Genomic DNA, 12,729 nt, shown 5'->3' on the forward strand with positions numbered 1-12,729 from the left:
TCGACCGCCAAGCGCCCCGAGGCCGACATGCCCCCCGGCGAGCCCGACGCCGACAATGCTGCCCCCGGCCGGCATCCCCCGGCCAGGCCTCCCGCCGATCCCCCTCCTGCCAAGCCGAAGCAGATTGGCAAATACCGGATCGTGCGCTATCTCGGTGGCGGCGGCTTCGGCGATGTCTGGCTGGGGTGGGACGACGACCTCGACCGGCCGGTGGCGATCAAGGTGCCCCGACCCGGCAAGCTGGCCGTCGCGGCGGCCGCCGAAAGCTTTTTCTCCGAGGCCAAAAAGGCGGCGGCGCTCGTCCATCCGCATCTGGTGCCGGTCTTCGAGGTCGGCAGGACGGACGACGCCACCCCGTTCATCGTCAGTCGATTCATCGACGGCCCCACACTCCGCGATAGGCTCCGGGCGGGCCGCGTTGCTGCCGCCGAGGCGGCCCGGCTCGTGGCCACGGTCGCGCGGGCGCTGCACCATGCCCACACGCAGGGGGCGGGGCTGATCCACCGCGACGTCAAGCCGGCCAACATCCTCATCGACGAGGCCAGCGCGACGCCGTTTCTCGCCGACTTCGGCTTGGCGATCGCGCAGACGCGGTCGCTGGCCGAGACCGACGTCGCCGGCACGCCGGCCTACATGAGCCCGGAGCAGACCGCGGGCGAAAAAGTCGATGGCCGGAGCGACCTGTTTTCGCTCGGCGCGGTGCTGTACGAGCTGCTCACCGGCGTCCAGCCGTTTTCCGGCGGGTCGAAGCTCGAAATTCTCGCTGCCGTCTCGCGCGCCCGGCCCGTGCCGCCGCGCGACCGCGACCCGACGATTTCCGCCGAGCTCGAGCGGATCTGCCTCCGCGCCTTGGCGAAGGTCAAGCTCCAGCGCTACCAGACGGCGGCAGAGCTCGCCGACGACCTCGAAGCCTGGCTCGCCGAGCGGTCGCGTCAAACCCCGGAAGCGGCCGACGTCACGGTCGTGCCGAAGGGTTTGCGCAGTTTCGACGGCGACGACGCGGGTTTTTTCCTCCAGCTCCTCCCCGGCCCGCGCGGCCGCGACGGCCTCCCTGAAAGCGTTCGCTTCTGGAAGACGCGCTTCGACGAGTCCGGCCCCGACAAGACATTTCCGATCGGCCTGCTCTACGGCCCGAGCGGCTGCGGCAAATCGTCGCTCGTCAAGGCGGGGATCGTGCCGCGGCTGGGCCCGGGGTTGCGGGCGATCGTCCTCGAAGCCTCCGCCGACGACACCGAGTCGCGGCTCCTCAAGGAACTGCGCAGAGCGGTGCCCGGGGTGCCGGTCGACAGCGGCCTCGTGGGGGCGCTGGCTTTCGCGCGCGACTCCGCTGCGGGCAAGGTCGTGGTCGTCCTCGACCAATTCGAGCAGTGGCTCCAGGCCCATCCCCAGCCGACTGACGAGGACCTCGTCAAGGCGCTGCGCCAGTGCGATGGGGGCAGGCTCCAGGCGCTGGTACTGGTGCGCGACGATTTCGGACTGGCTGCGTTTCGATTCATGCAGGCTGTCGAGACGCTGATCGTCGAGGGGACCAACTGCGTTACGATCGACATCTTCCCCGCCGACCACGCCCGCGACGTGCTCGTGCGCTTCGGTCAGGGCCTCGGCCGGCTGCCGCGTCTGGCGACGAGCTTTTCCGAGGATGAGAAGGCGTTCGTCGATCAGGCGATCGCCGGGCTGGCTGGCGACGAAAAGCGCGTGGTGCCCGTCCAGCTCGCGCTGTTTGCCGATCTCGTCAAGTCGCGCCCCTGGACACCGGCCACGCTCGACAGCCTCGGTGAGACGGCCGGCGGCAGCCGCCGGCTCCTCGACCGGATCGGCGTGGCGTTTCTGGCCGACGCCTTCGACTCGCGCTCGGCCAATCCCGCCCACCGGACCCACGCCGCGGCGGCAAAGCGCGTGCTCGAGGCCTTGCTGCCGGAGTCGGGCACACAGATCAAGGGCCACAAGCGCTCGGCCGCGGAGCTGTTGAAATCGAGTGCGCCGTCGGCAAAACGCGGCGACTTCGACGCCGTGATGCGGATCCTCGACGGCGAGCTGCGCCTGGTCACGCCGACCGACCCGCCGGGGGAGGAGTCGTCGAAAAGCTCGGGCGGCTCACCGTCCGATAGCTACTACCAGCTCACGCACGACTACCTCGTGCCGGCGCTTCGCGACTGGCTGATGGCCGGCCGCCGGGAGACGGCGAAGGGCCGGGCGGAGCTGGTGCTCGCCGAGCGGACGGCGAACTGGACCGAGCGCAAGGAAGAGGCCCAGCAGCTCCCCGGGCTTCTCGAGTGGCTGCGAATCCGCTGGTTCACGCGGTCGGCCGATTGGCGGCCGGCGGCGCGGCGGATGATGGCCAGCGCCGATCGGCTTCATGGCACGCGCGGGCTGAGTGCGGTGGCCTTGGCGGCAATGGTTTTGGCCGGGGGGATCGCCGTGCGCTCGCGCGTGGTCGAGAGAGAGCGCCGTGTCGCGGCCGAGGGGGCGGTCAACACGCTCCTCAATGCCGACATGGGCACGATCTACGGCGCCGTTGCCGCTCTCGCTCCGCATGCCGGCCTTGCGCTTCCGGACCTCCGCGACATCCTGGCCACGGGCGAAGACGAGGGGCAAAAGCTCAAAGCCGCGCTGGGGGTGGTGAGCGTCGCGGGTGGTAAGGAAAAAGCCACTGCCGACGGCGCGGCAGACTACCTTGCCACAAGGCTCCTCGCGGCCGAGCCGGATGAAGTGCAGCCGATCATCCGGGCACTCGAGCCACGCGGCGGCCAGTTGGCCGAGCGATTTGCGGCCGCCGCGGCCGATCCATCCGCCGGGCCACAGCGCCTCCGCGCGGCAGCGGCAATGGCAGCGTTTGATCCCGACGGGCAGGCGTGGGGCGCGATCGCGCCTGCGGTAGCCGCGGATCTGGTGAACGTGCCGGCGGTCTATCTGGCGGCCTGGCTCGACTCCCTGCGCGGTGCGAGGAACGCCCTCGTGCCGCAGCTCGTGCCGATCTTTGCCGATCCCAAGCGCCGCGAGACCGAGCGGGCGCTGGCAGCCGATATTTTGGCCGACTATTGCCAAGACGATCCGGCCCGGCTCGCCGAGCTGGCAATGACGGCCGAGCCGAGCCAGTTTGCAGCCCTGGCCGGGAAGACCGAGGCGATCTTCGGCGACATCGCCCCGCTGCTGGAGGCCGAGATCGCCAAGATACTGCCAGAGGGCATGCCGCTCGTTGCCCCCGAGCGCGAAGATCTCGGGATCCGCCAGGCCAAGGCGGCGGCCGTGCTCATCCGCTTCGGCCGGCCCGAGCGGGCCTGGCCGATCTTCATTCATTCGCCCGATCCGCGGGCGCGAAGCTATCTGATTCACTTCGTGAGGCCGTTTGCCGGGGAGAATCTGGGCGATGTCGCGGAGGCGCTGGAGAAGCGGCTTGGGGAAGAGACCGATCTGTCGGCACGGCGCGGGATTGTGCTCGCCCTTGGCGAACTGCTCCAGGGAGAGACAGCCGCGGGCGCGATCGCGGGCGCCGTGAGACGCCGGATCGTGCCGGTGCTGCAAGACACCTTTGAGCGTGATCCCGATCCGGGGCTTCATGCCGCGGCCGAGTGGACACTGCGGCAGCTCGGCGCGGGCGACTGGGTGGTTGATCGCGTCGCCGCGTGGCGTAAGGAGGCGGCGGCTGCGATTCCGCTGGGTGACGCCAAGCCCGCGCTACCGAAGAGCCTCGGCGGTCTAGCGGACCTTCTCGGTCCTCCGCGCTCGCCGTACCCGCGGGGCAAGAAAACACCCATCGTCGATCCCCCGCAACTGGCGGCGATCCGCAAGGAGCTTTCAGCCGAGGGCCCGAAGCCGTTGCGGTGGTTCGTGAATGGGCAGGGGCAGACGATGATCGTGATCCCCGGTCCGGTGGAGTTTCAGATGGGCTCGACGGCCGATTCGGATGGCGACCGGTCGGTCAATGAAGGCCAGCATATGCGGCGGATCGGGCGGACATTCGCGATCAGCGCGGCGCACGTGACGCTCGGAGAGTATGAGCGGATTGTTCCCGAGGAGGAAATCCGCAAGGGACTCACCGGCGCGGTTGGCCCCCAGTGGACCCGGTCCGATGAGCTTCCCGTGACGGGAATGGGATGGTTCGAGGCCGCGCGGTATTGCAACGCGTTGAGCAAGGCTGACGGGCTGGCGAAAAGCGAATGGGTGTATGAAGAAGACGGCCGCGGCCGGGTGACAGGCATCGCGTCGGGGTGGCTGTCGCGAAGCGGGTATCGCCTGCCGACGGAGGCGGAATGGGAATATGCATCGCGTGCCGGAGCGGGGACGAGCCGGTTTTTCGGCCAGTCATCAGTGCTGCTTGGCGACTATGCGTGGTACGTGGTCAACTCCGGGCTCGAGGGGAAGAGCGTGCCGTGGCCGGTGGGGCTCAAGAAGCCCAATGACACGGGGCTCTTTGATGGTCTCGGCAATGCGTACGACTGGTGCCACGTGGAATACGCGGCCTACCCGGAGACCTCTGGGGACGACGACATTGAGGGCAACCTTGCGATTTCGCGAGAAGGCCGCCGTGTGCTGCGCGGGGCGTCGTTCGTCAATAACGCGTCGACCGTGCGCTCCGCCTACCGCTACTTCGACGTGCCCACCTACCGCGGCAGCGGCTACGGTCTGCGTGTGGCGAGGACATTACAACCTGGCTCCCTTACCCCCTTACCCGAGCGGGGAGGTAAAGGCGAAACGGACAGCGGTGGTGAAAGCGAGAGCCCCTGACTGCCCGCGCCCCGGCGCAGCCGGGGCGCGCGAGTTTGAAATCGGTGTTGGTCGCCCTTGAACGCCTCTCCTCGAGGTTCCAGCGATGCCACGGAGCCGGGCAAAACATGAGGAACTGGTCGTGATCACCAAGACATACGACCTGATTCTCTGGAGTTGCGGGCACACGGGCCGGTTTCCCCGAAACCACCGGTTTGTCCTCGGTGAGCGGATCGAACGCACCCTCTACGGTCTTCTCGAAACGTTGATCCGCGCCCGTTACACCACCGCCCGCCAGCCGCTTCTCGACGAGGCGAATCTCGCCCTCGAAATCCTCCGCTTCCAGATTCGGCTGGCGAAGGATCTGCAGTGCTTGAAGACCGAGAGCTACGCCTTCGCGGCGACTTCGATCGACGACATCGGCCGGCTCGTCGGCGGCTGGCGCACGTCGAGCCAGCCGAGATGAAACGCCACGGCCATCTCTGGGAACGGCTCTGTTCGTTCGACGGCTTGTTACAGGCCGCGGAACAGGCCTGCCGTGGCAAACGCTTCCGCCCTGGAGTCGTCGCGTTTCACTTTCACCTCGAGACGGCACTCTGCAGGCTGCTTCACGAGTTGGAAAGCGGGACGTATGCCCCTGGGCCGTACCGGCAGTTCGTGATCCACGAGCCGAAGCGCCGGGTGATCAGCGCCGCCCCGTACCGCGACCGGGTCGTCCACCACGCCCTGGTCAACGTCCTCGAGCCGATCTTCGAACGGACGTTCATCACTGATTCGTTTGCCTGCCGGCGCGGGAAGGGAACACATGCCGCCGTCCGGCGCTGCCGCGACTTCGCCCGCCGGTTTCCCTACGTCTTCAAGGCAGACATCCGCAAGTTTTTCCCGTCCGTTGACCACGCGATCGCCAAGCGACTCGTGGCGCGCAAGATCAAGGATGGCCGGGTCCTCGACCTGCTCGGCCGGATCGTCGATTCGTCGTCGGGCCAGGAGCCGGTGATCGACTGGTATCCCGGCGACGACCTGTTCGCGCCGCTCCAGCGCCCGCGCGGCATCCCGATCGGTAACCAGACCAGCCAGTTTCTCGCCAACGTCTACCTCGACCCGCTCGACCATTTCGTCAAGGAGAAGCTCAGGGCCCGCGGCTACGTGCGCTATGTCGACGATTTCCTCGTCTTCGGGGCCGACAAGAAGGAGTTAGCGAGGTTCCGCGAGGCAATCACGACGTTTCTCCTCGGGCTGCGCCTCCGGCTGCACCCACGGAAAAACGTCATCTTTCCCGTCGGTGCCGGCATCCGCTTCGTCGGGTATCGGGTGTTTCCCACCCACGTGCTCCTGCCAAAAGACAACGTCCGCCGGTTTCGCCGCCGGGCACGGCGGATGCAGGCGGACTATGCGCGCGGCCGAATCGATGCGGCGGACGTCAAGATCCGGCTGATGAGCTGGCTCGGGCACGCCCGGCAGGCGGACACCCATCGCCTTCGCGAGGCGCTCCTCGCTACACTTTTCTTCCAGAGGGCGGCGGTCGTTCCGCCGTGTGCTGCGCGGGGCGACGTTCGACAATAACGCGTCGAACGTGCGCTCCGCCAACCGCAACAACGACGTGCCCACCAACCGCAACAACAACTACGGTCTGCGTGTGGCGAGGACCTTGCCAAGCCCGAATCCGTCGGCTCGAACCCGGTGGAGCGCGCCAAGGTGCACAGTCCAGACCGCCGTCCTGCGTCGCGGGGACTTTTGCCTCGCGGCCGAATGAACGACACGCCCGGCAGGGCCGGTAGGCAGACTGGCTCGAACGCCCTGCCGGGCTTCCGTCGCGCGGCTGTTACCGTCGTCTCCGATCATGGGACCCTCTTCCCCCTCTGCAGAGCCGAGCCGAGGTCGCGGGTCCGATTGCACCATCCCCGCGCCTGTCACACCCGAATCAAAATCCCCCGGCAGCGCATCCACACGAGCATCCCCCACATCACCGCCAGCACCGCCGCGCCGTGCAGCAGCGGCGCCAGGCCCGGCCCGGCCAGCGACCAGACATCCTTGCCGAGGTGCGTCTCGAGTGCGCCAAAAATGAATTTCTCCCACAGGTGGGCGATCAGGTAGGCGGCGATCGAGTTCATCCCCACCACCTCCAGTGGCCACGCCCACGCGCGCCACCCCTTGACGTCGATCGCGGTATGAAACGCCGCCAGCAGCAAAAAGCACCAGCCGCCGCTCGAGAGCACCCACGACGGCGTCCAGATCCGCTTCACGATCGGGCACAGGCCAAGCGCCGCTGCGGCCCAGCCGAGGGCCAGGCAGACGATGCCCGCGGCGACGAACCGACGCGGCAGGGCGCGGTCTTGGAGCCAGCGCCCGGCGAGGAGGCCGAGGATCATCGTCGCCAGCGTGGGGATGAAGCTCAGCGTCAGGTAGCCACCGCGGTTTTCGACAAACCGCTCCGGCCGCGGGAAGAGGTTGAGAAACCAGACGTCGAAGGCATGGCCGAGGTTGGCGTTTTTCGCCCACGGGTCGGGCCCGCCCCAGGCAGTCCAGGCGCCCCACACGCCGACGAGAATCGCCGCCAGTGCCACCCACGCCGCGCGCCGCGGGCGCAGCCCCAGCAGGAACAGCACGGGATACCCGAGGCCGATCTGCGTGAGTGTGTCTTCGAACGTGAAATTGGTCATCGGCTTGCCGACACTGCGCAGGAAGATCCCCAGGGCCACGAGCACCACCGCCCGCCACAGCGCGTGGGCAGCGAGCTGGCCGTCGGATTGGCCGCGGGCGCGCCTCGCCGCCAGCGAAAACGGCAGCGCCACGCCGACGAGAAATGAAAACGACGGCTGGATGAGATCGTGGAGCGAGCAGCCATCCCAGGCGACGTGCGACTGATGCCAGGCGAGGAATTGCCAGAGCGGGCTGTCGGGAAACGCCCTGGCGACCTTCGCCAGCTCGAGCACCTCGGCCATCATCAGGAGCATCACGAACCCCCGATACGCATCGAGCGACGCCAGTCGCCCAGCTCCCGGCGACACGGCAGGCGACGCGGTCGGCACGGCGGCCGAACTGGGAGGCGCGGGGTTCATGGCAGGGGTCTTCGGCATGGGGCAACGCATGTGTGAAGCATTACCGTGATGGGGCGAGCCGTTCCCTGCCCCACGCCTCGGCGAGGCGCACGAGGACCTCGACTGCCGCCTCCATCTCCTCGAGGCTCGTCCACTCGAGCGGCGAATGGGGATTGTGCTCGCCGGTGGAGAGATTCGGTGTCGGCAGGCCGAGGGCCGTGAGCAGCGAGCCGTCGGTGCCGCCGCGGATCACGTCGACGGTCGGCTCCATCCCGGCGGCGCGCGTCGCCGCCACGGCCAATGCCACCGCGCGCGGCTCGCGCTCGAGCCCCTCGCGCATGTTGCGGTATTGCGGGGCGACGGCGATGTCGATCGTGGCCCGCGGATGGCGGCGGCGCAGGTCGGCGGCGATGGCTTCCAGGAGCCGCGCCTGTTCGGCGAGGCCGGCCGTGTCGAAGTCACGGAGGATCAGCCGCGCGACCGCCTGGGCGACGCCGCCGCCGACCTCGTAGGGATGGACGAAGCCGTCGCGGCCGGCCGTGGTCTCTGGAGACAGCCGGTCGGCGGGGAGAGCGGCGAGGAATTCGCCGAGGATCTTCGTGGCGTTGACGAGGCGCCCCTTGCCGATGCTCGGGTGGATATTGATCCCGGTGACGGTGACGACGGCCAGGTCGGCTGAAAACGTTTCGGCGTCGATCGTGCCGCGGCCGGAGCCGTCGAGCGTGTAGGCGCAGACGGCGCCGATCTGCGCGACGTCGAGGTGCTCCGTGCCGCGGCCGATTTCCTCGTCGCAGGTGAACACCAGCCGGATCGGGCCGTGGGGCACCTCGCGCGCGGTCATGAGCCGCTCGGCGGCGGCCATGATCACGGCCACCCCCGCCTTGTCGTCGGCGCCGAGGAGCGTGGTGCCGTCGGACGTGATGATCGTGCCGCCGACGAGGCCGGCGAGCTCGGGGTTGTCGGCCAGGCGGATCACGCGGTCGGGTGCGCCGGGGAGGACCAGATCGCCACCCTGGTAGTCGCGGTGGACGATCGGGCTGACGTTCGTTCCGCTGGTTTCGGGCGACGTGTCGACGTGGGCCACCCAGGCGATCGAGGGCGCGGCGTGGGCCACGGTGCCGGGCACGGTCGCCGTGACGACGCCATGCGCGGAGAGCTCGACGTCGGCGAGGCCGAGGGCTTGGCACTCGCGCGCGAGCAGCCGGCAGAGGTCGAGCTGCTTGGCGGAGCTGGGGCTCGTGGCCGAGTGCTCGTTGGCCTGGGTATCGATCCGGACGTAGGCGAGGAACCGGTCGAGCAGGGTTGGCACGGCGAATCTCCCGTCGGGGAGGCACCAGCGTAACAGCCCCGCACGCGGGGGCAGGGCTGCTACGCTGGGTCCGCCGGCGGACGCGGGATAGCGGTGGGGTTGTCCCGGGTCAGCCGGGTTCGATCAGAGGTTCCCGTCATGGAGACCTCAGCCCGGGCTCGACAGAGGGGGCGCCCCTCGCGCCTTCACCCTCGCACCGACCCGCAGCCAGTGGGTGACGGGCCGATGCGAGGGCGAAGGCGGAGGGGCTTCGCGGGTCCCTGGATGACGGGGAACGGGGCACGACCGTTGCGCTTCGCCCACGAGAGCCCGCTATCGAACGGTCCAATCCATGTCCGCCGCCGCCGCCGCCGCCGCCAATCACCAATTCCGCCGCGTGCGTCCATGTCCCCGCGCCCAGGGGCCGTCGAAGCCCCTCCGCCGTCGCCCTCGCATCGGCCCGTCGCAACTGCATGCGGGTCGATGCGAGGGCAGAGGTGGAGGGGCGCCCCCCCTCTGCAGAGCCCGAGCTGAGGTCTGAACAGCTTCGACCCAATAGCCAAGCCAACCCGCGTGCGACCGTACCCCGCGCTGCAGAGCCCGAGCTGAGGCCTGAACAGCTTCGACCCAATAGCCAAGCCAACCCGCGTGCGACCGTTCCCCGTGCTGCAGAGCCCGAGCCGAGGTCTGTTCACCTTCAAACCCCCATGACACCACCAGCCTCTCCCCTGTCCCGGCGCCGCCTCGGTGCGCTGGCCGCCGCCGCGGTCGCCGCCTCCCCCGTCGCCCGCGCCGCCACCACCGTCGCTCGGCCGATTCGGATCGGTCAGATCGGTGTCGGTCACGGCCATGCCACGAAGCTCGCCGTCTACCGCGCGAGCCCCGACTACGAGGTGGTCGGGATCTGCGAGCCCGACGAGGCCTTGCGCCGTGGCGCTCGCGAGCGGCCGCCGTTTGCCGGCCTGCCCTGGATGACGCGCGACGAACTGCTCGCCCTCCCCGGGCTCGACGCCGTCCTCGTCGAGACCCGCGTCGGCGATCTCCTGGACCAGGCCGAGGCGGCCGTCGCCGCGGGGAAGCATGTCCATGTCGACAAGCCGGCGGGCACGTCGCTCGGGCAGTTGCGCCGGCTCCTCGCCGCTGCCGAGGCCCGCGGGCTGCTCGTCCAGACGGGCTACATGTATCGCTACAACCCCGCAGTGCTGCTGCTGCGGGAGTTTCTCCGGGCGGGCTGGCTCGGCGAGGTGTTCGAGGTCCACGCGGTGATGAGCAAGCTCGTCGGCGACGCCGAGCGCGACGACCTCGTCCGCCAGCCCGGGGGCACGATGTTCGAGTTGGGGTGCCACCTGGTCGATCTGGTCGTCGCGATGCTCGGGGCACCGCAGCACGTCGCGGCGTTTCCGCGCCACTCGGGAGCCCGCGACGACGGCCTGCTCGACAACATGCTCGCCGTCCTCGAGTATCCGCGGGCCACGGCGACGATCCGTACGTCGGTGATCGAAGTCGACGGCTGGAGCCGGCGGCAGCTCACGGTGTGCGGCACGGAGGGGACATTGTCCATCCAGCCGCTCGACGACCCGGCGGTGCGCCTGTCGCTGTCGCGGGCCCGGGGCGACCACCCCGCCGGCACGAGCACGGTGACGTTTCCGAAGTTCACCCGCTACGTCGCCGACGCCGCCGACATGGCGCGGATCATCCGCGGCGAGAAGCGGCCCGACTTCGATTCGGCCCACGACCGCGCCGTGCAACAGGCGGTGCTGGCCGCAAGCGCGCTTCCGGCGGGCGACGGCTGAGCCGGGGTGGCTCTGTGAATGGGCCCGCGTATCGGTTATCCTCGCGAAGCATACAGGGTCGGTCGTGCCAGCCGGACGTGTCGAGCAGGAGTGACCGAACGTGGACGAGGCGTCGAAAACCCGCGCGATTTGGACCGACTTTGAGCGGGGCCTGATCCGTGGCCGAGGGATTGATATCGGCTGCGGTCCCGATCCGGTCGCGCCGGACGTGAGGCGATTCGATCTCGACGATGGCGACGCCAATCGAATCACCCAATTCGTCCACGAGCAGTTCGACTACGTGTATTCGTCGCACTGCCTCGAGCACATGCACGACGCGGCGTCGGCACTTTCCGAGTGGTGGGCGCTCGTCCGCCCCGGCGGGCATCTGATCTTCGCCGTGCCCGACGAAGACCTGTACGAGCAAGGGGTGTTTCCCAGCCGGTTCAATCCCGATCACAAGGCGACATTCACGATCTCCTAGATGCGGTCGTGGTCGTCGGTGTCGCGCAACGTCCTCGACCTCGCCCGCGGCCTTCCCGACGCCGAGATCATCAGCCTCGCGCTTCACGACCACGGCTACGATCGCCATCTGCTCCGCTTCGGCCCGATCGCGCAACCGACGGGAATCAACGCATTTTTCATCCGGGTCTATCGGGGTCTTCGGCGCCGCGGGCTACCGGCGATCGGCGTGATCGAGTCGTACCTCGCGAAGTACCGAGCGGTCGATCAGACGCTGCGCCCCGGCGTTCTCGCCCAGATCCAGTGCATCCTGCGGAAACGTGGTTGATGGACGCAACTTCGCCGGGGATCGGGAGCCGACTCTGGCGAAACGGTCAGCCCGCGGGCGGCGTCGCTCGTCTGCGCGAGTGCCGCCGCCAAGCCGCGATGGCGCTCGACCCGACGACGGCCAGCCCCATCGCCCACACCGACGGCTCGGGGACGAATTGCACCGTCGCCAGCGCCTGCGGGCCGAACGTCGTGCCGTCGTATGACCGCAGGACCATCTTCGCGTCCCAGCCCGTGCCGGTGATCTGGCCGGCAAGGCTCGTCAGCGTGCCGCCGATGATGACGTTGAACAGCACGTTGCCTTCGGGAGTGATCGAGCCGAGCTGCGTGTAGCTCGCTGCCGCCGTGCCGCCGTGCCGTCGGGGCCGGTGCCGGGGCCCCAGAAATAGCCGTTGCGGTAGTCGGTGATCGTGAACGATCCGGTGCCGCTCGGGCCAAACAGCGTGTCGCTGCGGAGCAGCCACGTGCTCCCCTCGGTCCAGCGCCACTCCTGCGACAGGAGCGTGCCGTCGGGAAACAGCGTCGGTGGTGTGAACGTGGCGGGGTCGTATTTGGCCATGTAGGCCCAGTGGGTCGTGAGCACCGACGAGTTGCCGGTGATCATCTGCATTTGCATGTAATCGGTGCCGCTGATCGTGCGCACCTGGCCGATGCCGATCGTCTGCTGACCGGACGACAGCGCCTGGAAGACCATCCTGATCTGCCCCGAATCGGTGACGATGCCGGAGACGATCGTATTGGTATTGGTGATCGCCACCACCGGCGCCGACGCCGGGCGGAACGTCGCCACAGCGGTGCCACTGAACACGCCGTTGGTCGCCGTGCCAAGGCTCCACAGCGTCTGGTCGGATCCCGGCGACGGCGCCGGTACGAGAAAGTTCGTCGCCGACGTCATGTAGGAGAGGAGGTTTTCCTCCGGGACATACCAGTGGGAATTCGAGAGCATCGAATCCCAGGTCGTCGACTGTCCGTGGGCCATCGGCACGCCGACGATCCCGGTCAGCCACGCCGTCGCCGCAAACGCGATCCCGAGCCGCGTCGCTCGCAAAACCGCCCTCGCTCGCGCGACCATCCCCCTGCCCGGCTGCTCGAAACGCGGCATCGTCGCCTCCTCCTATCTGTCCGTGGAAAAAGTCAT

The 12,729-nt window shown here is 68.7% G+C and carries 10 protein-coding genes; 6 read left to right on the plus strand and 4 right to left on the minus strand.

Annotation, left to right across the window (positions count from 1 at the left end; translation table 11 throughout):
• The 3 genes from FJ309_15890 to FJ309_15900 form a co-directional block, all read left to right on the plus strand.
• On the plus strand, positions 1 to 4,725 hold a 4,725-nt coding region (locus FJ309_15890; GenBank protein ID MBM3956064.1), incomplete at its 5' end, for a hypothetical protein.
• Positions 4,726 to 4,810: 85 nt separating this feature from the next.
• Positions 4,811 to 5,170: a diversity-generating retroelement protein Avd gene (avd, locus tag FJ309_15895; GenBank protein MBM3956065.1), complete on the plus strand. Its 360-nt coding sequence runs from the start codon at positions 4,811 to 4,813 to the stop codon at positions 5,168 to 5,170.
• A complete protein-coding gene (locus FJ309_15900) occupies positions 5,167 to 6,267 on the plus strand; it encodes an RNA-dependent DNA polymerase (protein ID MBM3956066.1) in 1,101 nt (366 codons plus the stop codon). The genes avd and FJ309_15900 overlap by 4 nt, the downstream gene beginning before the upstream one ends.
• Before the next feature lie 347 nt (positions 6,268 to 6,614).
• On the opposite strand, the gene FJ309_15905 is transcribed toward FJ309_15900, so the two are convergent.
• A complete protein-coding gene (locus tag FJ309_15905) occupies positions 6,615 to 7,658 on the minus strand; it encodes a DUF5009 domain-containing protein (protein MBM3956067.1) in 1,044 nt (347 codons plus the stop codon).
• Positions 7,659 to 7,803: 145 nt separating this feature from the next.
• Positions 7,804 to 9,051, minus strand: coding sequence for a peptidase T (pepT, locus tag FJ309_15910; protein MBM3956068.1), 1,248 nt, complete (start codon positions 9,049 to 9,051; stop codon positions 7,804 to 7,806).
• A gap of 686 nt (positions 9,052 to 9,737) precedes the next feature.
• Here pepT and FJ309_15915 point away from each other — a divergent pair.
• The 3 genes from FJ309_15915 (at position 9,738) to FJ309_15925 (ending at position 11,592) form a co-directional block, all read left to right on the plus strand.
• Entirely contained in the window at positions 9,738 to 10,823 is a 1,086-nt protein-coding gene (locus FJ309_15915; GenBank protein MBM3956069.1) for a Gfo/Idh/MocA family oxidoreductase, read from the plus strand.
• Between the two features lie 100 nt (positions 10,824 to 10,923).
• On the plus strand, positions 10,924 to 11,286 hold the full coding sequence (locus FJ309_15920) for a class I SAM-dependent methyltransferase (GenBank protein MBM3956070.1): 363 nt from the start codon (positions 10,924 to 10,926) through the stop codon (positions 11,284 to 11,286).
• Positions 11,287 to 11,592 (plus strand): hypothetical protein, encoded by a 306-nt coding sequence (locus tag FJ309_15925; protein MBM3956071.1) that lies wholly within the window; start codon positions 11,287 to 11,289, stop codon positions 11,590 to 11,592.
• Positions 11,593 to 11,638: 46 nt separating this feature from the next.
• Here the strand turns inward: FJ309_15925 and FJ309_15930 are convergent, their stop codons facing one another.
• Both FJ309_15930 and FJ309_15935 read right to left on the minus strand, forming a co-directional pair.
• Complete coding sequence (locus FJ309_15930; protein MBM3956072.1) at positions 11,639 to 11,887, minus strand: hypothetical protein; 249 nt, start codon at positions 11,885 to 11,887, stop codon at positions 11,639 to 11,641.
• A complete protein-coding gene (locus FJ309_15935; protein MBM3956073.1) occupies positions 11,854 to 12,693 on the minus strand; it encodes a hypothetical protein in 840 nt (279 codons plus the stop codon). Before FJ309_15935 ends, FJ309_15930 begins: the two co-directional genes overlap by 34 nt.
• Between the last annotated feature and the right edge of the window lie 36 nt (positions 12,694 to 12,729).

The sequence above is a fragment of the Planctomycetota bacterium genome, from assembly GCA_016872555.1.
GTDB lineage: Bacteria > Planctomycetota > Planctomycetia > Pirellulales > UBA1268 > F1-20-MAGs016.

Excerpts from the sequence above, each read along its gene's own strand:
- FJ309_15915 (MBM3956069.1), top strand. The coding sequence starts at position 9,738 with ATGACACCACCAGCCTCTCCCCTGTCCCGGCGCCGCCTCGGTGCGCTG.
- FJ309_15925 (MBM3956071.1), top strand. The coding sequence starts at position 11,287 with ATGCGGTCGTGGTCGTCGGTGTCGCGCAACGTCCTCGACCTCGCCCGC.
- FJ309_15935 (MBM3956073.1), bottom strand. The coding sequence starts at position 12,693 with ATGCCGCGTTTCGAGCAGCCGGGCAGGGGGATGGTCGCGCGAGCGAGG.
- FJ309_15900 (MBM3956066.1), top strand. The coding sequence starts at position 5,167 with ATGAAACGCCACGGCCATCTCTGGGAACGGCTCTGTTCGTTCGACGGC.
- FJ309_15905 (MBM3956067.1), bottom strand. The coding sequence starts at position 7,658 with ATGCTCCTGATGATGGCCGAGGTGCTCGAGCTGGCGAAGGTCGCCAGG.
- avd (MBM3956065.1), top strand. The coding sequence starts at position 4,811 with ATGCCACGGAGCCGGGCAAAACATGAGGAACTGGTCGTGATCACCAAG.